Origin of the sequence: Pseudomonas sp. KBS0707 (genome assembly GCF_005937945.2) — a bacterium.
Lineage (GTDB): Bacteria > Pseudomonadota > Gammaproteobacteria > Pseudomonadales > Pseudomonadaceae > Aquipseudomonas > Aquipseudomonas amygdali.
In genome coordinates, this window is record NZ_CP041754.1 from 5,354,659 (window position 1) to 5,377,813 (window position 23,155).

The window sequence follows — 23,155 nt, forward strand, 5'->3', positions numbered from 1 at the left end:
GTAGGACTTCAGGCCTTACACACCGGAGATACTTTTCCTACGCCGCGCCACTTGACTCAGTTCAACAGTTTCGCCAATCCAGGTTGGTGCTACGGTCCTAAAAACACGTCATAGAGCTACATGACTGCTCTCCCCCTTACATCCCGGACCACTTAGTGGCAACGTACAGCTTCAGCCCCTGAACTGATCGTTGAGCAAGCACGTGTCCACACGCCCTACCTTTCTGTCCCATGCCAATCCATTCGTCCCGGCCGTCGGCATGGGCAATCCGCATTTGCAGACGCTGTGGGGGCCGCTGCTGCGCAAGCCGACGCTGCTGGCGCGCACTCGCGAGCGGTTGTGGTTGAAGGATGGGGATTTTCTGGACATGGACTGGCATGGCCCGGATGAGCCCGATAAGCCCTTGGTGCTGGTATTGCACGGCCTGACCGGGTCGTCCAATTCGCCGTATGTAGCCGGCCTGCAAAAGGCCATGGCGGCGCAGGGCTGGCCCAGTGTGGCGCTGAACTGGCGCGGGTGCTCGGGAGAGCCGAACCTGCTGTCACGCAGTTATCACTCGGGAGCCAGCGAGGATCTGGCCGAGGTGATCGCTCATTTGCGTTCGCTGCGGCCACTGGCTCCGATTTATGCGGCGGGGTATTCGCTGGGCGGCAATGTGTTGCTCAAGTACTTGGGTGAATCCGGCGCTAGCAGTGATCTTCGGGGAGCGGTGGCGGTGTCAGTGCCGTTTCGGCTGGACGAATGCGCCAACCGCATCGGCCAAGGATTCTCCAGGGTTTATCAACGGCACTTCATGCGCGAAATGCTGGCGTATATCCGTGACAAGCAGCATCGCTTCCAGCATGAAGGCATCAGCGAGGGGCTGGCCGAACTCGCCGCGCTGGGCTCACTGGAGAACATGCGAACGTTCTGGGACTTCGATGGACGGGTGACTGCACCGCTGCATGGTTTTTCCGACGCCACGGATTACTACCGCAGGGCATCCAGCCGCTACTATCTGGGTCAGATTCAGACGCCGACGCTGATCATTCAGTCCAGCGACGACCCGTTCGTGTTCCCCCACAGCCTCCCCGAACCGAGCGAGCTGTCGTCCTGCACCGAGTTCGAGCTACACGCCAAAGGCGGGCATGTCGGTTTCGTCGACGGCTCGCTGCGCAATCCGGGCTATTACCTTGAGCGCCGCATCCCGTTATGGCTAAGCGCTGCACATCAGCGCGAAAACGCCTGATCAGGCTGACGACGCATCAACCGGCGCCCGTGGCGATTTGATGCTCGGGATCGTTGATCCACTCGCTCCACGAGCCCGCATAAAGCGTTGCCAACGGGTATCCGGCCAGGCACAGCGCGAACAGGTTATGGCAGGCCGTGACGCCTGATCCGCAGTAGGACACCAGACTTTCCGGCGGTCGACCCTGCAGTTTTTCGGCAAAACGCTGCCTGAGCTGCTCTGGCGGCAAAAAGCGTCCATCCGGCCCGAGGTTATCGGTACAGGCCGCACACTGAGCACCTGGAATATGCCCGGCGACAGGGTCCAAAGGCTCTACGCCACCTCGGAAGCGCGCTTCGGCGCGGGCGTCGATCAAGGTCATTTCCGGGCGACCGAGACGGCCATGCAAGCGACTGCCGCTGAGCACCATCGACATGTCCGGCTCACCGCTGAAACTGCCTGGCTCACGATTCGGCGCGTCAAGGCTCAACGGCAACCCGGCGGCGTGCCAGGCTTTCAGCCCTCCATCGAGCAGGTACACGCCTTCGCGCTTGCCCATCCAGGCCAGCAACCACCAGGCGCGCGCGGCATACATTCCAGGTCCGTCGTCGTACAGCACGATATCGCTGTCAGCGTTGATGCCCCATGCCTGGAAACACTGTAACAAGACTTCCGGGTCCGGCAGCGGGTGGCGGCCTGTTTTGCCTTTGATCGCTGGCCCGCTGAGGTCGCGCTTCAGATCGGCAAAGGACGCGCCCTCGATACGCCCCTGGGCGTAACTGCGCTGACCATAGTCGGAATCTTCGAGCGCATAACGGCAATCGAGAATCACCAGACCTGGGGTTTTCTGTCGTGCAGCCAGTTGCTCGGGGCTGATCAGTTGCGCAATGGACATGACACACTCCTGTGGCAGAGAACCGACAAGCAGGCCGCTCATCGGCTCTGAAATTCACATCAGAACCTCAGGCAACGTCGAGTGAAACGTTTCGCATAGCGCGTCGAACGCTTCGCGAGCCTGAGGCGCGACAAACACAGATTCGAGCATAAGTACCTGATAGACGCCACGTCGAATCGCCGATTCGTTCAACTCTGTAGCGTTTTCCCGGTTGGTGCACAGAAAACGCACCCACGACGTCAGAACGATCCAGGTGTTGAGACTGGTCCATTCGATCTGCGATTCATCCATTTTCAGGATGCCAGCCTTGATAAACCCCCGATAGATAGTCATCGCCTGCATCAGGCAGCGATACGAAAAGCGCCGGTAACGCCTCGCCAGCTCTGCATCCGACGTCAGTAGATGCTCAAGGTCGCGGTACAGAAAACGGTAGCGCCACATGGCGTCCATTATCGCCAGAAAATAATCGCGCTTGTCTTCGATGGTCGGCGGGCGGTCGGCAGGCAGGGTCAGAAAACTGCCCACCAGCGTTTCATACTCGGTGAACAACTCGGCGATGATCACCTGCTTGTTGGCGAAGTGGTAATAGAGATTGCCGGGCGAGATTTCCATGTGCGCAGCAATATGATTGGTGGTCACGCTTCGTTCGCCCTGCTGATTGAACAGCTCCAGACTGGTTTGCACGATGCGTTCACGGGTTTTGGTACGGGTTGCCATGCGGACAAGGCCACTCTAAGTGCTAATCAGATGATGGCAATCTTAACGCAGGCAGATGCCGCAATGGTGGCAGAATCGAAGCAGCACCAGTGAAGAGTCGACGCAGGCAAGCTGAACACAAGGTGTCTTAGCCAATTGCTGCGCGTCGGGCATCATCCGCACCACAGTAAATAGCCCCAAAATCGGGGGTTTGGGCTGAAACATGGCCGATAATCGGCGCAATACGACACTTGGCGCTTATTACGCAGCTTGGCCCATCGGGAAGGCTGCGATACCATCCGAGTCCCACAACGGACTCCGACCAGGACGACGCGATGAACCGAGTGTTGTACCCAGGCACCTTCGACCCGATTACCAAGGGCCATGGAGATTTGGTCGAGCGCGCCTCGCGCCTGTTCGACCACGTGGTCATTGCGGTTGCCGCCAGCCCGAAGAAAAACCCGCTGTTTCCTCTGGAACAACGCGTCGAACTGGCCCGCGAAGTCACCAAACACCTGCCCAACGTGGAAGTCGTCGGCTTCTCGACGCTGCTCGCGCATTTTGCCAAGGAACAGAATGCCAACGTCTTTCTGCGCGGCCTTCGCGCGGTATCAGACTTCGAGTACGAGTTTCAGCTGGCCAACATGAATCGTCAGCTGGCACCGGACGTCGAAAGCCTGTTCCTCACGCCGTCAGAGCGCTACTCGTTCATTTCCTCGACGTTGGTGCGTGAAATCGCGGCGTTGGGCGGTGATATCACCAAATTCGTTCATCCTGCTGTCGCTCAGGCGCTGACCGAACGTTTCAAGCGCTAGACGCACTGCATGTGAAGGTGCATCCCGAAGCCTAATGCGGCACAATTCGCCGCATTGGTTTTAATGTGCCCCGGCGTCGGCTGCGGCAGGAGCAATTCATGTCCCTTATCATCACTGACGATTGCATCAACTGCGACGTCTGCGAACCCGAGTGCCCAAACGAGGCGATTTCACAAGGCGAGGAGATCTACGTGATCAACCCGAACCTGTGCACCGAATGTGTGGGTCACTACGACGAGCCTCAATGCCAGCAGGTTTGCCCGGTCGACTGCATCCCCCTGGATGAAAATCACGTCGAGAGCAAAGAACAGCTGATGGACAAGTACCGGATCATCACCAGCAAAGCCTGATACAGCCTTTACTGCTGCTTGCCATACCCGTCACCGGTGCAACCCAGGCAACGCACAAAGGCTGCCTTGCCCGGATCGACCACCAGCGCCTTGCCCGTTGCGCCGAGGTTGCCGCCTGCCGCTGCAAAAGGCGCAGCAATCACGAACAGCCCTGTACCGATGACCGTGGCCGCGATCAACAGCGGTCGGGCGATCAGCAGATCGCCGATCATCGCGAACGCTGGCGGGTTCTGAATGGTGTAGACCGGATCGCCGCTGCCGGTGGAGACATCGGCGGCAATCGCAGGCAGTGCCTGCAGGCCGACAAACAGCGCCAGCGTGGCAGCAAGAATACGAAACGGGCTCATGGCTTGGTCCTTCAGGCGTAGCAAATAATTAAGGTGCCATCACTATAAACAGGGGTGCAGCTTAAGCAAGTGGCCTTACGCTCTGCGCCTCTCGTATTTCAGCGCTGGCATTTTGGACAATAAACACTGGCGCGCTGCCCCAGCTTGATTTCACGCAACGTTGTACCGCAGACCTTGCATGGCTGGCCGCCACGCCCGTAGACAAACAATTCCTGCTGGAAATACCCCGGCTTGCCGTCGCCGCCGATGAAGTCACGCAGCGTGGTGCCGCCGCGCTCTATAGCGTAGGCCAGAATGCGCTTGATCTCGATGGCGAGCTTGAGATAACGCGCCCGTGAGATTCCTCCGGCTTCGCGTCGCGGGTCGATACCCGCCGCGAACAGCGCTTCGGTCGCGTAGATATTGCCCACCCCGACCACCACGGCGTTGTCCATGACAAACGGTTTGACCGCAATCGACTTGCCGCGCGAGCGCTCGTAAAGGCGCTCACCGTCGAACAGATCGGTCAGCGGCTCCGGCCCCAGACGAATCAACAACTCGTGATTATGCGGATCAAGGCTCCAGAGCATCGCCCCGAATCGACGCGGATCGGTATAGCGCAAGGCCAGCCCGGACTCCAGTTCGATATCGACATGCTCGTGCTTGAGCGCCGGAAGCCCGGCCTCGACGAGGCGCAGATTGCCCGACATGCCCAAGTGGCTGATCAGCGTACCCACTTCGGCCTGAATCAGCAGGTACTTGGCGCGCCGGTCCACCTGCACAATGCGCTGTCCGGAAAGTCGGATGTCCAAATCTTCGGGAATGGGCCAGCGCAAACGGCTGTCGCGCACGATAACGCGGCTGACACGCTGACCTTCAAGATGGGGCGCAATGCCGCGACGGGTGGTTTCTACTTCGGGTAATTCAGGCATGTATCACTCGGTTTTACAGGAAGGGCAAGCCATCAGCGCACAGGCTCAGCGCGCGCCCAGCTCGCGGATGCTTTCCCTCAGGTATTCAAAGTCATATTCGGACAAGCCCACGTAATCCAGCACCAGCGCACCAATGCATTCCCATTCGTGATCTTCGCCCTGATTGCCCAGCACCTGGTAGGACTGGCAGATGTGCTCGGCCATTTTCAGGGGGGCCAAGAGGTTCTTGAGCGGGGCATTGCGACTGGTATCGTCCTGAAAAATCGCCAATGCGTTGTGATGATTGGCGATCGCGTCAGTCACGTGCGCAGGCAAGCGCCATGACTTGGCCGTGTAATAGCCGACCACCGAGTGGTTGGTGTCGAACGCGGCGTTTTCAGTATCGACAACGCGACAATCAGGCCCTGCGTTGGCGTAGGCTTCTTCAAGGACCGGCATGTAATTCGGGAAGCGCTTGAGCATCAACGGAATACCGCAGTCATGGAACAGGCCCAATGCGTAGGATTCATCCACAGTCTGCGAGCCGATGCGCTTGGCCAGCGTCAGACTGGTCATTGCGACATCCTGCGCGGTATCCCAGAAGCGATTAAGCGCGACGATGGTCTCATCGGTCATCTCGCCCCTGATCGACTGTGCGTTGATCAGATTGATCACGGTACGACTGCCCAGCAGATTCACAGCCTTGTCAATCGAGGCAATCTTGTTGGACAGGCCGTAGTGCGCAGAGTTGACGATCTTCAGCAGCGCCCCGGACAACCCCGGATCTTGCGCAATCAGCCGCGCAATTACCCCAAGGTCCGGATCGGGCATGTATTGCTCCATCTGCAGATCCACCATGATCTGCGGCTGCGGGGGCACACTGATACCCTGCAACGCTTGCTGGATCTGTTCTGGGCTTAGCTCTTCGGACATAGGAATTTACTCACCGTAATGACTGGATTCTGACCCCTTGCGGGGAAACGGTCCATCACCCAAGACGAAGATATTCTCGGAACTTTGCCAAATGCCAGGCTTCGGACCTTGTGTTGACGGCGTATATGGCGGCCTCAAAACGACCGCCAGACGCCACCCTGAAAGCCCGACACTGGAGGATCCCATGTCTAAAGCACTGATTGGCAAACGCATCGCAATTCTTGTAACCGACGGTTTCGAGCAGGTCGAACTGACCGGCCCGAAAGAAGCGCTGGAGCAAGCAGGTGCCACCGTGGAAATCCTGTCCACCGAAGAGGGCAAGGTCAAAGGCTGGAATCACGACAAACCTGCCGATGATTTCAAGATCGACCGCACGTTCAAGGCGGCCAACGCCAGCGACTACCATGGCGTGGTTCTGCCGGGCGGCGTACAGAACTCCGACACCATCCGCATAGACACGGACGCACAGAAGCTCGTCAAGGACATAGAGGGCTCCGGCAAACCAGTGGCGGTTATCTGTCACGGCGGCTGGCTGTTGATATCGGCAGGCCTGGTGAAGGGTAAAACCCTGACCAGCTTCAAGACGCTGAAGGATGACCTGGTCAACGCCGGGGCTAAATGGGTTGATCAGGAAGTTGTCACCGACGGCACGCTGATCAGCAGCCGCCAGCCTGATGACATCCCGGCCTTCAACAGCAAGTTGATTGAAGCGCTGTCGGCTTGATCGGTTGCGATTATTGTAGTCATCCCGGCGCACTACCGGGATGACGCGCTATAATCCCGCTCTTTTTTCAGGAGCGACGTCATGTCCCTGCCTAGCTTGCGCCTCAAAGCCAACGCCGACCGCCGCCTGCGCGCCGGTCACTTGTGGGTCTACAGCAACGAAATCGACGTAGCCGCCACCCCGCTGCATGGTTTTGCAGCCGGTGATCAGGCCATCCTCGAAGCTGCTGGCGGCAAGCCGCTGGGCATCGTCGCCATGAGCCCCAACAACCTGATCTGCGCACGTTTGCTGTCGCGCGATATCAAGCTGCCGCTCGATAAGTCTTTGCTGGTCCATCGCCTGAACGTGGCGCTGTCGCTGCGCGAGCGTCTGTTCGACAAGCCTTTCTATCGTCTGGTCTACGGCGATTCAGACCTGATGCCGGGTCTGGTAGTGGACCGGTTCGGTGACATTCTGGTTGTCCAGCTGGCCTCGGCCACCATGGAAAACCACAAGGAAGACATCATTGCCGCGCTGGTTCAGGTCATCAAGCCAAGCGGCATCCTGTTCAAGAACGACTCAGCCGCTCGCGATGCGGAAGGTCTGAATCGTTACGTCGAAACCGTGTTCGGCCTGGTTCCCGAATGGGTTGCGCTGGAAGAGAACGGCGTGAAGTTCGAAGCACCGGTGATGGCCGGGCAGAAGACCGGCTGGTTCTACGACCACCGTATGAACCGCGCGCGCATTGCCCCCTACGTCAAAGGCAAGCGTGTACTGGACCTGTACAGCTACATTGGTGGCTGGGGGATTCAGGCAGCGGCTTTTGGTGCCAGTGACGTGACCTGCGTCGACGCATCGTCCTTCGCCCTTGATGGCGTTGAGCGCAACGCGGCCCTGAATGGCTTCGCAGAAAAAATGACCTGCATCGAAGGCGATGTTTTCGAAGCGCTGAAAGAGCTGAAAGCCGGTGAAGAGCGTTTCGATGTGATCGTTGCCGATCCACCTGCGTTCATCAAACGCAAGAAAGACATGAAAAACGGCGAAGGCGCTTACCGCCGCCTGAACGAGCAAGCCATGCGCCTGCTCAGCAAGGACGGCATTCTGGTCAGCGCTTCCTGCTCCATGCACCTGCCGGAAGACGACCTGCAAAACGTCCTCCTGACCAGCGCCCGCCATCTGGACCGCAACATCCAGCTACTGGAACGCGGCGGCCAGGGCCCGGATCACCCGGTACACCCGGCAATTGCCGAGACGCGCTACATCAAGAGCATTACTTGCCGGTTGCTGCCTAATAGCTGATGCCTCCAGCATCGGAATGCAGTTAACGACGCTCTGCCTTGCAAGAGGACGCAGAGCGTCCGGAAAGGCATGCGACGCGGAGCGTCGCACGATAGTTGAGGTTATCGTTCAGCCACGCTCCAACACCGTCCGCAAACCCAGCAATACCAGGAAGTGCAGCGGGTAGATCGCATAGGCCCAGCGCCGCATCGGGATCACTGCGAACTTCGGTTTGGTGCGCAGTAGCGCTATGCCCAGCGCGGGCACTACCAGGCAGGCAGCTATCGAACCAATGGAAATCGGATCGCCCCAGCTCGCGCCGGCAAACATCTGCGGCCAGGCATTGCCTGCGAGACAGAAAGCTACCGGAAACACCGAATACCAAAGGCGCTTTTGCAGCACCAACAGAAAAACCAGCGGCAGCAACACACCGGCAAAACCAAACATCAATTGTTGCTGAAAAACCGCGCCCAGCAGCAGGGCCACGATGGCCATGATTCGCGTCGTCACGTTGCGGTGCTGCCAGCCTTGAGCAATCAGCAGCCCCAGCAACAGGGTCGGCATCACGTTCAGCACGGTCACGTCCGCCATGAACAGCCGATACGGGATTTCTGATAGCGCTGCGAATGCCAGCAGCCACCCCAGATAGCGCCATTGCACCCTCGGGGCCAGAATGGCTGCGCTGCGCCGGGAAAGGTTTACGGCAATTGCCAGACAGAACCAGGGAAAGGCGAAACGCCCCGGCACGTAAAGAAAATCAACTGACCAGCCCACATAGCGAAGATGATCGAGCACCATGCTCAGCATCGCCAGCCACTTGAGCAGGTCCAGCGCCTTGTTGCGTCCGGGCAGAAAAGGCGGGTTGGACAGATCCATATCGCTCCTGAATGGGGAATTGCGTCATGCAGTCAACACATGACCGAACCTTATATTGTCGCTACAGTGCGCACCATAATCGCCCATAAGGAATCGGCCATGACAGACCAAAGCCAACAGTTCGCCAGCGACAACTATTCCGGTATCTGCCCTGAAGCCTGGGCAGCCATGGAGCAGGCGAACAAGGGGCATCAACGTGCCTATGGTGACGATCAATGGACTGCACGCGCGTCAGATGATTTCCGCCGTCTGTTCGAAACCGACTGCGAAGTGTTTTTTGCCTTCAACGGCACAGCGGCCAACTCGCTGGCGCTGTCATCGCTGTGCCAGAGTTACCACAGTGTCATCTGTTCGGAAACGGCTCACGTTGAAACCGATGAATGCGGCGCGCCGGAGTTTTTCTCCAACGGCTCCAAACTGCTGACAGCACGCAGCGCAGGCGGCAAGCTGACTCCGGAGTCGATTCGCGAAGTGGCGCTCAAGCGTCAGGATATTCACTACCCCAAACCGCGCGTCGTGACGCTGACCCAGGCCACCGAGGTAGGCGGCGTTTATCAGCCCGAAGAACTCAAGGCAATCAGTGCGACCTGCAAGGAGCTGGGCCTGCATCTGCACATGGACGGTGCCCGCTTCTCCAATGCCTGCGCCTTTCTGGAGGCCTCACCGGCAGAACTGACCTGGAAATCCGGCGTCGATGTGCTGTGCTTCGGCGGTACCAAAAACGGCATGGCGGTGGGTGAAGCCATCCTGTTTTTCAACCATGACCTGGCTGAAGATTTCGATTACCGCTGCAAACAGGCCGGGCAGCTTGCGTCGAAAATGCGCTTTCTGTCTGCGCCGTGGGTCGGGCTGCTGGAAAACGACGCTTGGCTCAAACACGCACGCCACGCCACGCCAACCATTGCGCACAACTCCTGGCCGAACTGGTCAAGGATATTCCCGGCGTGGAGCTGATGTTTCCGGTACAGGCCAATGGTGTGTTTCTGCAATTGTCGGAACCGGCCATTGCAGCATTGACCGCCAGGGGCTGGCGTTTCTATACCTTCATCGGCAACGGCGCACGCTTCATGTGCTCGTGGGACACCGAAGAAGAGCGCGTGCGTGAACTGGCCGCCGATATCAAGCTGGTGATGCAGGGCTGAAGCTTCTGGCTCAAAGCTTGCGGGTGCAGCCTGGCAATCGTGGGGGGTAATCTCCCCCTTAACGGCAATCGGCTCAAAAGGCCGCCCGGACTTCACTGACCACCCTCAAGAAGGAGCTTGTCTGCATGTTCGATTTCTCCGCCCGGCTCAAGCAGCATTTCGCTGCTCTGCAGAGTGAAGCGCAATTTTTTTCCGTACGTTACGTGCACCGCACCGGCCAACGCCTGTGCGTGCGCAAGAATGTGGCCGAGCCGCCGTCGCTGAGCAGCGACGAGGGCGCAATGCTGACCGTGCGCCTGAACGGTGTTGAAGCCTACGCCGCCACCAACGACATTTCCCTTCGGGGTTTGCAAGCCGCCTTGCAGCAGGCCGAATCGCTGGCACGTCGCCTGGCACCACACGCGTTGCTGAACCTGAGCGATCAAGCTGTCTCGACTGCCAAGGCTGACTATCTGTCGCCGCACATGGATCAAGCATTCCCGCCACTGAGCGACTGCATCGGCCTGCTGATGGCCGAGTCCAGCGCCGTCCCGAAAGACGAACGGCTGGTCAACTGGCAGGCCGTACTGGGGCTGGAAACGGTTGAGCAGATTTACCTGAACACCGCGGGCGCAGAGCTTCGTCAGGCGCAACGCTTCGTTTTCCCCGGCATGAGCGTGACAGCCTACGACGGTCGTGACAGCCAGACCCGCACGCTGGGTGGCCATAACTTCGGCCAGCAGGGCGGCATCGAAGTGCTGAGCAGTTGCGGCCTGATCGGCTCTGAGGCCAACGTCGCCGATGAGGCCTTGCAGCTTATCCTCGCACCCAACACACCGTCAGGCCCACGCGACCTGCTGCTGATGCCGGATCAGATGGTCCTGCAGATTCACGAGTCCATCGGCCATCCTCTGGAACTGGACCGGATTCTTGGCGACGAGCGTAATTACGCAGGCACCAGCTTCGTCAAGACGACTGATTTCGGCACGTTGCAATATGGCTCCAGCCTGTTGAACGTGACGTTCGACCCGGACATTCCTGAACAGCTGGCCAGCTACGCGCACGACGACGATGGCACGGCCGCCGGCGCACTGTCGCAATACCGCAGCGGCCTGGACGGGGTCGCCAACAGCCGCGCCTGCGGCTGGAACCGTGCGCCCATCGATCGCATGGCCAACCTGAACATCGAACCGGGCGACCAGTCACTGGACGGCCTGATCGGTAACATCGAGCACGGCATCCTGATGTCGAGCAATCGCTCCTGGTCCATCGACGACGCGCGCAACAAGTTCCAGTTCGGCTGCGAATGGGGCCAATTAATTGAAAACGGTGAACTCAAGGGCGTGGTGAAGAACCCCAACTATCGGGCAATTTCTGCTCAGTTCTGGAAAAACCTCAGCGCAGTCGGTGAGGCCAGTACCTTCAAAGTGCTGGGCACGCCCAACTGCGGCAATGGCGAACCCAATCAGGTGATCCGTGTAGGCCATGCCTCTCCGGCGTGTGTATTTGCCAATGTCGATGTGTTTGGAGGGGATGCCTGATGTCGCACCAACAGCAATTCGAGGCGCTGGTCGCCGTGCTCAAGGCTGCCATCAGCCCGACGGAACACTTCACCCTGGCCTACGACGCCGAAGCGTCCGACTTCATTCGTTTCAACCACGGCCAGGTTCGGCAGGCCGGGAGCGTGCAGCAGGTCATTGCGACCTTCAAACTGATCGACGACGGGCGTCATGCCAACCTGGAAGTGACCTTGTCCGGGGATCAGGAGACCGATACTCGGCGCCTTTCCAATGCCTTGCAGCAGTTGCGCGAAACCCTGCCTTCGCTGGCGAAAGACCCGTATCTGTTGCCTAACACGCAGGCCTGGCAGAGCAGCAATGTGCAGGACTTACCGCTGCCGGACAGCGCGCAGGTAGTCGAGCAGATCAGCCAACTGTCAGGCGACCTCGATCTGGTGGGTTTTTATGCGGCTGGCCCGCTGTACCGGGGTTTCGCCAGTTCGTGGGGCGCGCTGGGCTGGCATCAGGCCAACAGCTTCAATTTCGACTGGAGCCTGTTTCATGAAAACGGCCAGGCGGTGAAAGCCAATTACGCAGGTCACGACTGGAACAACGAAGCGTTCGTGCAACGCTTTCAGCAGGCCCGTGAACAGCTCGAATTTCTCGGCCGCCCACTGCACACCCTCAAGCCCGGTCAATACCGTGCCTATCTGGCTCCGGCGGCGCTGGACGAAGTCATTGGCATGCTCAGATGGGGCGGGTTTTCCGCGCAAGCGGTGGCCAGCAAGCGCAGCCCGTTGCAAAGGCTGTATGACGGCGAGACTCATTTCAGCCCGCTGATCAGCTTCGACGAGCAAGTCAGTGGCTCGCTCTCGCCAGCCTTCTCACGCGAAGGCTACCCGCGCAAGGACCTGAAGCTGATCGTCAACGGGCAGGCCCGCGAGCGACTGGTGGACTCGAGCAGTGCCGCTGAGTACGACCTGCCTGCCAACGGCGCGGATTATGGCGAAGGTCCAAGCGCACTGAGCATTGCCGGCGGCTCGCTGGAGCTGGACCAGATCCTTGAAAAGCTCGGCACAGGCCTTTACATCAGCAACCTGTGGTACCTGAACTTTTCGGATCGCGCTGCCGCACGTCTGACCGGGATGACACGTTTCGCAACATTCTGGGTCGAAGACGGCAAGATCGTCGCACCGGTCAGCACCATGCGTTTCGATGACAGCGCCTACAGCCTGTTGGGTAGCGCACTGGAGGACCTGACTCGCGAGCGGGAACTGATTCTTCAATCGAGTACCTACACTCAGCGCCAGACGGGGTCGATTCAACTGCCCGGCGCTCTAGATAAGCCGAATCACCCTAACCTTGTAGCAGGAGCTTATGTCGAACTCAGCAGCGCCAATCATGGATGAAAAGACCCTGCGCTGGATGCCCTGGGTCATCGCCATTGCGTTCTTCATGCAAAGCCTGGACGGCACGATCCTCAACACCGCCCTGCCGTCCATGGCCAGCTCGCTGGCGCAAGACCCCCTGCGCATGCAGTCGGTGGTTATCGCCTACATGCTGACCATCGCACTGCTGATCCCGGCCTCGGGCTGGATTGCCGATCGTTTCGGGATCAAGCGCATCTTCTTCAGCGCCATTTTGCTGTTCAGCTTCGGCTCGCTGCTGTGCGCGCTGTCCTGGTCACTCAACGTGCTGGTGGCGGCGCGGGTGATTCAGGGGCTGGGTGGCGCGCTGATGCTGCCCATCGGACGCCTGATCGTCTTACGTGCGTATCCGCGCTCGGAGCTGGTACGGATCATGGGCTTTATCACCGTGCCCGGTCTTTTGGGACCGTTGCTGGGGCCGACGCTTGGCGGCTGGATGGTCGAGTACCTGAGCTGGCACTGGATTTTCCTGCTCAATATTCCAGTCGGGATTATCGGCTGCTATGCCGTCAAACACTTCATCCCCGACCTTCCCGGAGGCGGTCGAACGCGTTTTGACGGCATCGGGTTTATCCTGTTTGGCGCGGCAATGGTGCTGATCACCATTGCCCTTGAGGGGCTGGGCGAGCTGAACCTGCCACATATGCGCGTGGTGCTTCTGCTGTTTGCCGGGATGGGCTGCCTGGCGGCCTACTGGCTGCGCGCCGGGCACATCGAATCGCCGTTGTTCGCCCCTTCGCTGTTTCGCACCCGAACGTTTGCGGTCGGTATTCTGGGCAATCTGTTCGCCCGTCTGGGCAGCGGAGCCTTGCCGTTCCTGATCCCGTTGCTGCTGCAAGTGGCACTGGGGTATTCGCCTTCCGAGGCGGGCATGAGCATGTTACCGCTGGCAGCTGCAGGAATGTTCGCCAAGACGGTAGCGCGCTGGCTGATCGAGCATATGGGCTATCGCCTCATTCTGACCGGTAACACATTGCTGCTGGGCATCCTGCTGGCAAGCCTGGCACTGGTCGATGTGCAGACGCCGTACTGGGTTTTGCTGGTGCATCTGGGCCTGCTCGGCGCGGTCAACTCCCTGCAGTTCACAGCGATGAATACCGTCACCCTGATCGATCTGGACGATGCCAGCGCGGCAAGCGGCAACAGCCTGCTCTCGGTGGTGGCACAACTCTCGCTGAGCCTTGGGGTTGCAAGCGCTGCGGCCTTGTTGGGCGGTTTCAGCGAAGAAGTGGCCACCGGCGAGCTGAGCAGCGTGCTGGAGGCTTTCCAGCTGACGTTCCTGAGCGTCGGAGTTCTGGCCATGTTTGCCGCCGGGATTTTCCTGCAATTACCAGCGAAGGAGGCCAGGGTAGCGACGACTTGATTGACAACCCTTCCGGACAGGAGCAAACCTGTATGGCGAAATCCCCTTTAAAACAGGGACTTTGCCCGAAAAACGAGCAGTTTCAAGTATCCGACCAGATACATTGAAGAACCTGGGCAATCGGCCGACACTTTTATAGCACTAAGCCACTGTGGTCTCTTGTAAGCACGAGCCGCATCATGCAACCTTGCCATACGCGAAAGTGGGGTTTACGCCCGTCGCGACTAGTATTCCGGAAGCGAGTTTGTTCATGAAAAGCCAAACCGATGCTGCCGGTAGATCCGCAGCCGAGGTAGTGACGCAATTGCCAGTGCCATCGCGCCTGGGCATGCTGCGTTTCGAGCGGCTGAATGAAGCCAATTGGGCGCTATTGTTTCTCGATCCGAATTGCGAAAAGCAGTTCGGCCTGCCCGCCGTCGACCTTTGCGCCTTGATTGGATCCCCTTATGCCAGCCTCATGGAGCCGCAAGCACGCTATCAACTGCATGACGACATCCAGCAGCAACTGGCTTCTTCTCCGAATTACCTGATTCGCTACACCCTGCACAGCCCCAAGGGCGCGCTTGGCTTGCTGGAAATCGGCGAAGCCTACAAGCAGCACAATCGTCATCTGCTGCGTGGTTATTTTCTGATCGTCGATGGCCTTGTAACAGAAAGCGAGACCGCCACTGACTCCGATCTCGAAACCCGTAACCTGCGCCTGCAGATTGCCCTTGAACTCAACCAGCGCGCCCAGCGTGACCAGTTTGCCCATCTGGAACGCGTGCGTGCCCAGCAGGACCTGATCCTGCGCCTGACCCGGCATCGTTACACCACAGCCAATACCCTGCTGGAAGCGGCAAAGCTGATCACCAAGAGTGCCTGCGACATTTATGACGTCGATCATGTCAGTATCTGGAACCTCACCGACAAGCGTCTGGAACCGATCACCGACTATCGTCGGGAAAGCGGCGACTATCAGTCGCGTACGCCGATTGATATCAGCGCCTACCCCACCTATCTGCAAGCGCTCAATACCAGCAGGGCGATTGACGCCAGCAATATCCAGACCGACCCGCGCACCCGCGAAATGGCCGAAAGCCTGAACCCTGGAGAAGACAAGGCGGTCCTCGATGCGAGTATTCGTATCGATGGCCAGGTCATTGGCGTGCTCTGCCTGGAACAGTCCGGCTCGACACGCGAGTGGCAGTCCGACGAAATCGCCTTCGCCGGGGAGCTGGCCGACCAGTTCGCTCAGGTCATCAACAACCATAACCGTCGAGCCGCGACCAATGCGCTGCACCTGTTCCAGCGTGCGGTCGAACAGAGCGCCAACGCCTTTCTGCTGGTCAACTGCAACGGCGTGGTCGAATACGTCAATCCAAGCTTCACGGCGATCACGCAGTACAGTTCCGATGAAGTCTCCGGGCACAAGCTCTCGGAACTGCCTGCGCTGGAAAACCTCAACCAGTTGCTGCTGGAAGCCAACTCCAGCCTGACCAACAGCAACAGCTGGCAGGGCGAGTTCAAAAGTCGACGCAAGAACCTCGAACCCTACTGGGGCCAGCTGTCGATTTCCAAGGTGTATGGCGATAATCGCGAGCTGACGCACTACATTGGCATCTATGAAGACATCACCCAGAGCAAGCTGGCCCAGCAGCGTATCGAGCGCCTGGCCTACACTGACAACCTGACCAATCTGGGCAACCGTCCGGCCTTCATCCGCAACCTGGACGAACGCTTTGTCCGTGACACCGACACGCCGATGAGCCTGTTGCTGGTCGACATCGACAACTTCAAGCGCATCAACGACAGTCTCGGCCACCAGACCGGCGACAAACTGCTGATCAGTCTGGCGCGCCGCCTGCGTAACACCCTGAGCCCATCCGACGTGCTCGCGCGCTTTGCCAGTAACGAATTCGCCGTTCTGCTCGACAACACGGATCAGGAAGCCGGTCAGGCCACCGCCAGTCAGGTACTGGCCACGCTGGACAAGCCGATGTTCGTCGATAATCAGCTGATCAGCGTTACCGGCTCGGTGGGCCTTGCTTGCGCGCCGCTGCACGGCCGTGATCCGCAGACCTTAATGAAAAACGCCGGCCTGGCCCTGCATAAGGCCAAAGCCAACGGCAAGCACCAGGTTCAGGTGTTTACCGAAGCCTTGAATGCCGAGGCCAGCTACAAGCTGTTTGTGGAAAACAACCTGCGCCGCGCCCTGACCCAGAACGAGCTGGAGGTGTTCTACCAGCCCAAGCTGTGCCTGCTGACCGGTCGTTTACTGGGCATGGAAGCGCTGCTGCGCTGGAATCATCCTGAAAAAGGCATGATCCGCCCCGATCAGTTCATCAGCGTGGCGGAAGAAACCGGCCTGATCATCCCCATCGGCAAGTGGGTCGCTCGCCAGTCCTGCCGCATGAGCAAGGACCTCACCGCCGCTGGTTTCGGTAATTTGCAGGTAGCGATCAACGTGTCACCCAAGCAGTTTTCCGACCCCGAGCTGGTGTCATCGATTGCCGCTATCCTCAGAGAAGAAGAGCTGGATCCTTCGCTGCTGGAACTGGAACTGACCGAAGGCCTGCTGCTGGAAGCCACCGAAGACACGCGCCAGCAGCTGGACTCGCTGAAGAAGCTTGGCCTGTCGTTGGCCATGGATGACTTCGGCACCGGTTACTCGTCATTCAGCTACCTGAAGAAATTCCCCATTGATGTGATCAAGATTGATCGCAGCTTCATCCGCGATATTCCGGATGATGAAGACGACATGGAAATCACCTCTGCGGTCATCGCGATGGCCCACAACCTCAAGCTCAAAGTGGTCGCCGAAGGCATTGAAACCGCTGCACAGTTGACGTTCCTGCGCCGTCATCGTTGCGATGTGGGCCAGGGCTATCTGTTCGACAAGCCTATCCCCGGCGAAGAGCTGATCGAGAAACTGAAGCGCTACCCGCGTCGTCCGTCCGCCTGACAACCTTCCCTGCACCCTGCTCTCTCGGGCACACTGTCAGGCTGTTATTACACGGCAGCACTTGTTTGTGCGTGTAACGGGACCTATGTAACTCTGCTCATCTGTCCTGGCCCCTGCTGCCTGTCTCTAAACGAGAGGATATGGTTCATGACTCTGCGCTCGAAAATTCTAGTGAACAAAAACGTATTGCCCACCGCCGAACAAGCACTGCCGGGTCGTGAAACGCCTATGGCGCTTCCGGAAACTCATTTCGTCAACGGCAACCCGCTGCTGGGACCGTTTTCGAGCAATGTGGAATTCGCCATCTTCGGCCTGGGTTGCTTCTGGGGCGCAGAACGCCGCCTGTGGCAACAGGAAGGTGTGGTGAGCACCGTCGTGGGGTATGCGGGCGGATTTACCCCGAACCCGACTTACGAAGAAGTCTGCTCCGGTCTGACTGCCCACACTGAAGTGGTGCTGGTTGTCTACGAGCCCGAGAAAATCAGCTACAAGTCGTTGCTCAAGGTGTTCTGGGAAGCGCACAACCCGACCCAGGGTATGCGTCAGGGTAACGACATCGGTACTCAGTACCGCTCGGTGATCTACTGCACAACTCCCAAACAGCTCGACGCCGCCAAGGCCAGCGCTGCGGAGTTCCAGGCGGAACTGAGAAAGGCCGGGCTAGGCGCAATTACCACTGAAATCGAAGAAGCCCCGACGGTCTACTTTGCCGAGGCCTACCACCAGCAATACCTGGCCAAGAACCCTCAGGGCTACTGCGGCCTTGGTGGTACCGGAGTTTGTCTGCCAGCTTGAGCGAGCGGATGAGCGAGGCTGGCGCCCTATCATCCCCACGCTCCGCGTGGGGATGCAGTTCTGGACGCTCTGCGTCCGCTCATGACCGCGCAATACGGCCTGGATGCACGCAAACTTACTCGGCGATCAACCAGTCCATCTTCCAGCCGCCCTGGGTCTGGCCCAGTTTGTCTGCCAGATAAGGCATCAGCTCACGCAGCTCTTCTTCCAGGCCCCACGGCGGGTTGGCGATGGCCAGGCCTGAACCGTTGAGGCTGGCCGGGGTGTCCAGCGGGTGGACGAACAGCTCGACGCGCAGCAATTTGGGTGCGCCAGTCTCGGCCAGGTCCTGATAAAAACGCCGCAGCAGGCGCGGGTCCTTGATCGGGTACCAGATAGCAGCCACCGTCTGACGCATGCGCCCGATGGTTTCCTTGAGCGCTACAGCGCAGCGTTTCATTTCATCGAGCTGCTCGAACGGCGGGTCAATGAGCATCACGGCACGCTTCTCAGCCACCGGCAGCAAGGCGCGTGGCACATGCCAGCCTTCCCCCAGATGCACTGCCACGCGGCGATCGCCCTTCATGTTTTCCTTGAGCAGACGCCCATCTTCGGGGTGCTTCTCGTTGAGCAGCACACGCTCGCGCTCGCGAGTCAGGCGGCGGGCCAGCTCCGGCGAGCCGGGGTAGTAGCGCAGCTCGCCGTCGGGGTTCATGTCGTGCAGCACTTGCAAGTAATCGGAGGCCAGCGCGGGCAAATCCGGTGCATCCCAAAGACGGCCGATGCCTTCCAGCCACTCTCCGGTGCGGGTGGCCTGATCGCCCTTGAGGTCGTATAACCCCAACCCCGCGTGGGTGTCGAGATAGGCGAACGGCTGCTCCTTGCGCGCCATGAGGGCGATCAAGCGAGTCAGAGTCAGGTGTTTGAACACGTCGGCGTGGTTGCCGGCATGGTAGGCGTGACGGTAATTCATGGCAGCTCCTGGCAAGTTGCGCAGTTTAGCAAACCTGAGCAATGAACAAGAATTTGTAACGAATTTGCGGGACTCGTCTCTTTCGTTTGAAGGAAATTTCCGAGAAACTCCCGCCCCCTTGTGCCTGCCGATTTCGATCACTACTCTGCGCCCGTCGCTGCATATTCAGCGATGAGGATTAGTAGCCCTCGTTAAATCCAGGCGCATTGCGCCACCTTGTGCAGGTGCCCTTTCACGGCCTGCATTTTTTATGGTGGTCGTGCGTGGGGCATCTTCGGATGCACCGGGGTTCCTGGACCGGGCTACTACCTGCGCATGATCACCACCCTCGCTTAGTAGCCGACGGTGATGGTCTTCTAAAACTCCAGGAGATACATCACATGCTAAAAATCGTCCCCGACCCACCCCTCTTCAACGCCCGCCCCAAAGTCAGCCATGAAGATGCGCTGATGTATGCCAGCGACCTGCTGCGCTGTGCAGCAACCAGCGCTTACGAATTCAGCGACAGCATGACCGGCGCGCAAAGAGATATGACGCTCACTATCATGCACCTGGTGGAAATGGCAAAGGTCATGGTCGACAACACAATAGAAAACCTGCAAATCGAATAAGCGCGACCTGAACTGAAAACGACGTACCTGTAGTCAATCCTGCCATGCGCGACGCTCAGGACTTGCCCTTGGCAGTCTGCCCTACCAGAATCGGAAAAAAGCCCGATCAAAGGAACAGAAGCCATGATGCACGCAGATTTGATTGACCAGGAAGACCTGCTCGGCCAACTCAGAGCCCTGGGCTTCGAAGCACCCGGCGGCGCAACCGCTGAACAAGCCTGCGCGCAAGCCGTTTGCGGCCTGAACGCCGAACGCGCTACAGCCCTGCGACGTCTGGTAGAGCAACTCCTGACCGGCAGCGCCACCCTCCTCCCCGCCGTCCGCCAGGCCATCGACCAGCAACTGCTGCCAGCGCTGGCGGCTTATAAGCAGAGTCACAGTGGAACGTAACCGATAGGTGCCCTAAAGAATGCCCATCGTACCCACGCTGGAGCGTGCGGAAGGATGACACCAACTATCGTGCGACGCTCCGCGTCGCATGCCGTTCTGGACGCTCCGCGTCCGGTCTTGAACCTGCAGCGCGGCGTAGATTTGTGACGCAGAGCGTCACCCACGGCATTCCCGCGCTTGGAGCATGAGGAACGATAGTCGTCAGAGAGATCACTATCGTGCCCATGCTCCGCGTGGGTATGCCGTTCCGGACGCTCCGCGTTACACAGTTTCGGCGTGCTCAATACTCAATCCGCACATCCCCCTTCGGTACGCTGCAGCAGGACAGAATGTAGCCCTCTGCAACATCCTCGTCGGTGATGCCGCCGTTGTGCTCCATTTCCACTTCGCCGCTCAGCTTCATGACCTTGCAGGTGCCGCAAATGCCCATACCACAGGCTTTGGGGATCATCAGGCCGAGTTTGGCGGCAGCGGCGTGAACAGTTTCGCCCGGGGCCACGCGAATGCTCTTGCCGGTGTCGGTGAATTCCACCTGATGCAGGTCGGCGGCGTCGACATCCGGCGTGTCGGCTGCGATTTCGGCCTGCTCGACTGCATCGGCCCGCGCCTCAGGCGGTGTCGCGCCGAACGACTCCTCATGGTATTGCGCCATGTTGAAGCCGTTTTCCAGCAGAAGACGCTTGACCGCCGCCATGTACGGTGTCGGCCCGCAGCAGAACACCTCGCGGTCCATGAAGTCCGGGGCCATCAGTTCAAGCATTTTCTGGTTCAGGTAGCCGCGATAACCGGCCCACGGCTCACCCAGCCCATGCTTTTCGCAGACAAGATGCAGGCTGAAGTTATCGATACGCGAGGCCATGTGTTCCAGCTCGCGGTGATAGATGATGTCCTTGGGCGAGCGGGCGCTGTGCACAAACACCATGTCGACATTGGCGTTGGTGTCATAGAACCAGCGCGCCATGGACATCACCGGCGTGATGCCGACGCCACCGCTAAGGTAGAGAATCTTCGGGTTGGGGAAATCGATGGCATTGAACAGCCCGACCGGCCCGTGCACGGCCAGTTCCTGACCCTCACTGAGCGTGTCATGCAGGTAGTTGGAGACCTTGCCACCCGGTACGCGTTTGACGGTGATCGAAAAGCTGTAGGGCACCGACGGTGAGCTGGAGATGGTGTAAGAGCGCATGATCGGCAGACCATCGATCTCCAGCTCCAGGGTTACGAACTGGCCCGGCTTGAAAAAGAACATGATCGGCTGGTCGGCCATGAAGCAGAAAGTGCGCACATCCCAGGTTTCCTGGATGACTTTGACGACACGTACCAGGTGGCGACCGTTGGCCCATGTCTGGGTCGTGACCGGGCTCAGGAAACTTTGCGACATACTCGATCTCCACGGCCGACTGTCGGCCTCTCATGCTGCGGATTCTGCGTAACGCGCGAGGCGGCCATTTACCTATCAACGACATTCACGTACTTACCGCGACCAGCCCCGTGCAACAAGGCCTGTCGCGTCGGGAACGGATGCGGCCATGTCGCCCATGGATAAGGTTCACTCAGCGCCCGGCTCCACACTCGCCATCAAGGGTCATGAGCATGATTGACTGATCTATCGTCATGCGTGAAACGCGATCACACCCGTATCAGCCACATTCGCAGGCCGCCCATGCCGCGGTCATGAGGGATTTAATCGATGGACGTCACCGCAACCTTGAGCCTGGGCGATCCGCTGGAACCTGCACGCAAGGCCACTGCCGAGATGCTGCAGAATCGCGAGCGCACCTACTCGCTGCCGCAGCCTTTTTACAGTGATGACCGACTGTTTGAAATCGACATGCAGGAAATCTTTCACAAGGAGTGGCTGATTGCCGGGATGACGTGCGAGATCCCGACCAAGGGCAATTACCTGACGCTGCAGATCGGCAAGAACCCGATCCTGGTGGTGCGTGGTCCGGACGGTGCAGTCAACGCGTTCCACAACGTATGCCGCCATCGCGGCTCGCGCCTGTGCACTGCCGAGAAAGGCAAGGTCGCCAAACTGGTTTGCCACTATCACCAGTGGACCTATGAGCTGGACGGTCGTCTGCTGTATGCGGGCACTGAAATGGGCGACGACTTCGACATGAAGCAGTTCGGCCTCAAGCCGGTGCACGTCAAGACCGCAGGTGGCTACATTTTCATCAGCCTGGCGGAAAACCCGCCTGCCATCGACGAGTTCCTGTCGACGCTGCGGCACTACATGGAACCCTATGATATGGAGAACACCAAGGTGGCGGTGCAAACCACCTTGATGGAAAAGGCCAACTGGAAGCTTGTACTGGAGAACAACCGCGAGTGCTATCACTGCGGTGGCTCGCACCCTGAGCTGCTCAAAACCCTGCTGGAATGGGACGATGTCACAGACCCGCGCGCCGATCAGGCCTTCAAGGATCACGTGGCCGCGTCTGCTGCTGCGTGGGACGCCGAGAAAATCCCCTACGCCCACGCCAGTTTCGGCCTGCGTAACCGTATCGTGCGCATGCCGCTGCTCAAAGGCACGGTGTCGATGACCCTGGACGGCAAGGTCGGCTGCAAAAAACTGATGGGCCGCATCCAGAACCCGGACCTGGGCTCGATGCGTATTCTGCATTTGCCACACTCCTGGAACCACTGCATGGGCGATCACATCATCGTATTCACGGTGTGGCCGATAAGTGCACAGGAAACCATGGTCACCACCAAGTGGATTGTCCACAAGGATGCAGTCGAGGGCGTGGACTACGACGTGGAACGCATGCGCCAGGTCTGGGATGCCACCAATGATCAGGACCGCCGTCTTGCCGAAGAAAACCAGCGCGGCATTAACTCTACCGCCTATCAACCCGGGCCTTATTCGAAAACCTATGAGTTCGGCGTGGTCAACTTCGTCGACTGGTACAGCTCGCGCATGCTGGAAAACCTCGGGGCAGAGCCTGCACCCTATCTGAAGGGCGTGGCGGTGAATCACGAGTAGAGGGCACACCTGCCCTTGGCAATACTGAGTACGGCTCACTCTTCAGCGAGGTGAGCCTGCTCAAACGATCGTCG

Annotated in this window: 20 protein-coding genes and 2 pseudogenes; 14 read left to right on the forward strand and 8 right to left on the reverse strand. The window is 59.0% G+C overall.

What is annotated here, in order from left to right:
• Positions 1 to 202 precede the first annotated feature (202 nt).
• Positions 203 to 1,228 carry a hydrolase gene (locus FFH21_RS25680; RefSeq protein ID WP_004654847.1) on the forward strand — a complete coding sequence of 342 codons (1,026 nt, stop codon included), beginning with the start codon at positions 203 to 205 and terminating at the stop codon, positions 1,226 to 1,228.
• 16 nt (positions 1,229 to 1,244) lie between these two features.
• Here the strand turns inward: FFH21_RS25680 and FFH21_RS25685 are convergent, their stop codons facing one another.
• Both FFH21_RS25685 and FFH21_RS25690 read right to left on the reverse strand, forming a co-directional pair.
• Positions 1,245 to 2,102, reverse strand: coding sequence for a sulfurtransferase (locus FFH21_RS25685; RefSeq protein ID WP_011169738.1), 858 nt, complete (start codon positions 2,100 to 2,102; stop codon positions 1,245 to 1,247).
• Positions 2,103 to 2,156: 54 nt separating this feature from the next.
• Positions 2,157 to 2,819 (reverse strand): TetR/AcrR family transcriptional regulator, encoded by a 663-nt coding sequence (locus tag FFH21_RS25690; RefSeq protein WP_002555638.1) that lies wholly within the window; start codon positions 2,817 to 2,819, stop codon positions 2,157 to 2,159.
• Positions 2,820 to 3,133: 314 nt separating this feature from the next.
• Between FFH21_RS25690 and coaD the strand changes: the two genes are divergently transcribed.
• Together coaD and FFH21_RS25700 are read left to right on the forward strand one after the other, a co-directional pair.
• Positions 3,134 to 3,613: a pantetheine-phosphate adenylyltransferase gene (gene coaD / locus FFH21_RS25695; RefSeq protein ID WP_002555639.1), complete on the forward strand. Its 480-nt coding sequence runs from the start codon at positions 3,134 to 3,136 to the stop codon at positions 3,611 to 3,613.
• 98 nt (positions 3,614 to 3,711) lie between these two features.
• Positions 3,712 to 3,963, forward strand: coding sequence for a YfhL family 4Fe-4S dicluster ferredoxin (locus FFH21_RS25700; RefSeq protein WP_003316325.1), 252 nt, complete (start codon positions 3,712 to 3,714; stop codon positions 3,961 to 3,963).
• Between the two features lie 8 nt (positions 3,964 to 3,971).
• On the opposite strand, the gene FFH21_RS25705 is transcribed toward FFH21_RS25700, so the two are convergent.
• The 3 genes from FFH21_RS25705 to FFH21_RS25715 all read right to left on the reverse strand — a co-directional run bounded on the left by FFH21_RS25705 (position 3,972) and on the right by FFH21_RS25715 (position 6,079).
• Positions 3,972 to 4,310 (reverse strand): hypothetical protein, encoded by a 339-nt coding sequence (locus FFH21_RS25705; protein WP_004663352.1) that lies wholly within the window; start codon positions 4,308 to 4,310, stop codon positions 3,972 to 3,974.
• Positions 4,311 to 4,408: 98 nt separating this feature from the next.
• Positions 4,409 to 5,221: a bifunctional DNA-formamidopyrimidine glycosylase/DNA-(apurinic or apyrimidinic site) lyase gene (gene mutM / locus FFH21_RS25710; protein WP_004654856.1), complete on the reverse strand. Its 813-nt coding sequence runs from the start codon at positions 5,219 to 5,221 to the stop codon at positions 4,409 to 4,411.
• A gap of 45 nt (positions 5,222 to 5,266) precedes the next feature.
• A complete protein-coding gene (locus FFH21_RS25715; RefSeq protein WP_011169740.1) occupies positions 5,267 to 6,079 on the reverse strand; it encodes an HDOD domain-containing protein in 813 nt (270 codons plus the stop codon).
• Positions 6,080 to 6,317: 238 nt separating this feature from the next.
• Between FFH21_RS25715 and FFH21_RS25720 the strand changes: the two genes are divergently transcribed.
• Positions 6,318 to 6,857 (forward strand): type 1 glutamine amidotransferase domain-containing protein, encoded by a 540-nt coding sequence (locus FFH21_RS25720; protein WP_004663350.1) that lies wholly within the window; start codon positions 6,318 to 6,320, stop codon positions 6,855 to 6,857.
• Positions 6,858 to 6,938: 81 nt separating this feature from the next.
• Positions 6,939 to 8,135, forward strand: a complete 1,197-nt coding sequence (locus tag FFH21_RS25725; protein WP_004663348.1) for a class I SAM-dependent rRNA methyltransferase — start codon at positions 6,939 to 6,941, stop codon at positions 8,133 to 8,135.
• Positions 8,136 to 8,243: 108 nt separating this feature from the next.
• Here FFH21_RS25725 and FFH21_RS25730 read toward each other — a convergent pair whose 3' ends face one another.
• On the reverse strand, positions 8,244 to 8,990 hold the full coding sequence (locus FFH21_RS25730; RefSeq protein WP_011169742.1) for a TraX family protein: 747 nt from the start codon (positions 8,988 to 8,990) through the stop codon (positions 8,244 to 8,246).
• Positions 8,991 to 9,089: 99 nt separating this feature from the next.
• Here FFH21_RS25730 and FFH21_RS25735 point away from each other — a divergent pair.
• The 6 genes and pseudogenes from FFH21_RS25735 (at position 9,090) to msrA (ending at position 18,139) form a co-directional block, all read left to right on the forward strand.
• A pseudogene (locus FFH21_RS25735) lies at positions 9,090 to 10,132 on the forward strand (low specificity L-threonine aldolase).
• 125 nt (positions 10,133 to 10,257) lie between these two features.
• Positions 10,258 to 11,652 (forward strand): TldD/PmbA family protein, encoded by a 1,395-nt coding sequence (locus FFH21_RS25740; protein ID WP_011169743.1) that lies wholly within the window; start codon positions 10,258 to 10,260, stop codon positions 11,650 to 11,652.
• A pseudogene (locus FFH21_RS25745) lies at positions 11,652 to 12,978 on the forward strand (TldD/PmbA family protein). Before FFH21_RS25740 ends, FFH21_RS25745 begins: the two are co-directional and overlap by 1 nt.
• A 9-nt stretch (positions 12,979 to 12,987) precedes the next feature.
• Positions 12,988 to 14,400 carry a multidrug transporter subunit MdtD gene (gene mdtD, locus FFH21_RS25750; RefSeq protein WP_004654870.1) on the forward strand — a complete coding sequence of 471 codons (1,413 nt, stop codon included), beginning with the start codon at positions 12,988 to 12,990 and terminating at the stop codon, positions 14,398 to 14,400.
• A 250-nt stretch (positions 14,401 to 14,650) separates the two neighbouring features.
• Positions 14,651 to 17,344 carry a GGDEF and EAL domain-containing protein gene (locus FFH21_RS25755; protein WP_004663339.1) on the forward strand — a complete coding sequence of 898 codons (2,694 nt, stop codon included), beginning with the start codon at positions 14,651 to 14,653 and terminating at the stop codon, positions 17,342 to 17,344.
• Positions 17,345 to 17,491: 147 nt separating this feature from the next.
• Positions 17,492 to 18,139, forward strand: a complete 648-nt coding sequence (msrA, locus tag FFH21_RS25760) for a peptide-methionine (S)-S-oxide reductase MsrA (RefSeq protein WP_011169745.1) — start codon at positions 17,492 to 17,494, stop codon at positions 18,137 to 18,139.
• A 115-nt stretch (positions 18,140 to 18,254) separates the two neighbouring features.
• On the opposite strand, the gene FFH21_RS25765 is transcribed toward msrA, so the two are convergent.
• On the reverse strand, positions 18,255 to 19,091 hold the full coding sequence (locus FFH21_RS25765; RefSeq protein ID WP_002555652.1) for a 23S rRNA (adenine(2030)-N(6))-methyltransferase RlmJ: 837 nt from the start codon (positions 19,089 to 19,091) through the stop codon (positions 18,255 to 18,257).
• A 380-nt stretch (positions 19,092 to 19,471) separates the two neighbouring features.
• Here FFH21_RS25765 and FFH21_RS25770 point away from each other — a divergent pair, with 380 nt between their 5' ends.
• Both FFH21_RS25770 and FFH21_RS25775 read left to right on the forward strand, forming a co-directional pair.
• Positions 19,472 to 19,702: a DUF6124 family protein gene (locus tag FFH21_RS25770; RefSeq protein ID WP_004654874.1), complete on the forward strand. Its 231-nt coding sequence runs from the start codon at positions 19,472 to 19,474 to the stop codon at positions 19,700 to 19,702.
• A gap of 123 nt (positions 19,703 to 19,825) precedes the next feature.
• Entirely contained in the window at positions 19,826 to 20,092 is a 267-nt protein-coding gene (locus FFH21_RS25775; protein WP_002555654.1) for a hypothetical protein, read from the forward strand.
• 280 nt (positions 20,093 to 20,372) lie between these two features.
• Here FFH21_RS25775 and gbcB read toward each other — a convergent pair whose 3' ends face one another.
• On the reverse strand, positions 20,373 to 21,473 hold the full coding sequence (gene gbcB, locus FFH21_RS25785) for a glycine-betaine demethylase subunit GbcB (protein WP_004654878.1): 1,101 nt from the start codon (positions 21,471 to 21,473) through the stop codon (positions 20,373 to 20,375).
• Between the two features lie 309 nt (positions 21,474 to 21,782).
• On the opposite strand from gbcB, the gene gbcA reads away from it, so the two are divergent.
• Positions 21,783 to 23,081: a glycine-betaine demethylase subunit GbcA gene (gbcA, locus tag FFH21_RS25795; protein WP_002555658.1), complete on the forward strand. Its 1,299-nt coding sequence runs from the start codon at positions 21,783 to 21,785 to the stop codon at positions 23,079 to 23,081.
• Positions 23,082 to 23,155: the final 74 nt, after the last annotated feature.

Coding starts and splice junctions, on each gene's coding strand:
- FFH21_RS25720 (WP_004663350.1), top strand. CDS start 6,318: ATGTCTAAAGCACTGATTGGCAAACGCATCGCAATTCTTGTAACCGAC.
- msrA (WP_011169745.1), top strand. CDS start 17,492: ATGACTCTGCGCTCGAAAATTCTAGTGAACAAAAACGTATTGCCCACC.
- FFH21_RS25690 (WP_002555638.1), bottom strand. CDS start 2,819: ATGGCAACCCGTACCAAAACCCGTGAACGCATCGTGCAAACCAGTCTG.
- FFH21_RS25765 (WP_002555652.1), bottom strand. CDS start 19,091: ATGAATTACCGTCACGCCTACCATGCCGGCAACCACGCCGACGTGTTC.
- FFH21_RS25775 (WP_002555654.1), top strand. CDS start 19,826: ATGATGCACGCAGATTTGATTGACCAGGAAGACCTGCTCGGCCAACTC.
- FFH21_RS25700 (WP_003316325.1), top strand. CDS start 3,712: ATGTCCCTTATCATCACTGACGATTGCATCAACTGCGACGTCTGCGAA.
- FFH21_RS25685 (WP_011169738.1), bottom strand. CDS start 2,102: ATGTCCATTGCGCAACTGATCAGCCCCGAGCAACTGGCTGCACGACAG.
- FFH21_RS25770 (WP_004654874.1), top strand. CDS start 19,472: ATGCTAAAAATCGTCCCCGACCCACCCCTCTTCAACGCCCGCCCCAAA.
- mutM (WP_004654856.1), bottom strand. CDS start 5,221: ATGCCTGAATTACCCGAAGTAGAAACCACCCGTCGCGGCATTGCGCCC.
- gbcB (WP_004654878.1), bottom strand. CDS start 21,473: ATGTCGCAAAGTTTCCTGAGCCCGGTCACGACCCAGACATGGGCCAAC.
- FFH21_RS25740 (WP_011169743.1), top strand. CDS start 10,258: ATGTTCGATTTCTCCGCCCGGCTCAAGCAGCATTTCGCTGCTCTGCAG.
- FFH21_RS25755 (WP_004663339.1), top strand. CDS start 14,651: ATGAAAAGCCAAACCGATGCTGCCGGTAGATCCGCAGCCGAGGTAGTG.
- coaD (WP_002555639.1), top strand. CDS start 3,134: ATGAACCGAGTGTTGTACCCAGGCACCTTCGACCCGATTACCAAGGGC.
- gbcA (WP_002555658.1), top strand. CDS start 21,783: ATGGACGTCACCGCAACCTTGAGCCTGGGCGATCCGCTGGAACCTGCA.
- FFH21_RS25725 (WP_004663348.1), top strand. CDS start 6,939: ATGTCCCTGCCTAGCTTGCGCCTCAAAGCCAACGCCGACCGCCGCCTG.
- FFH21_RS25705 (WP_004663352.1), bottom strand. CDS start 4,310: ATGAGCCCGTTTCGTATTCTTGCTGCCACGCTGGCGCTGTTTGTCGGC.
- FFH21_RS25730 (WP_011169742.1), bottom strand. CDS start 8,990: ATGGATCTGTCCAACCCGCCTTTTCTGCCCGGACGCAACAAGGCGCTG.
- mdtD (WP_004654870.1), top strand. CDS start 12,988: ATGTCGAACTCAGCAGCGCCAATCATGGATGAAAAGACCCTGCGCTGG.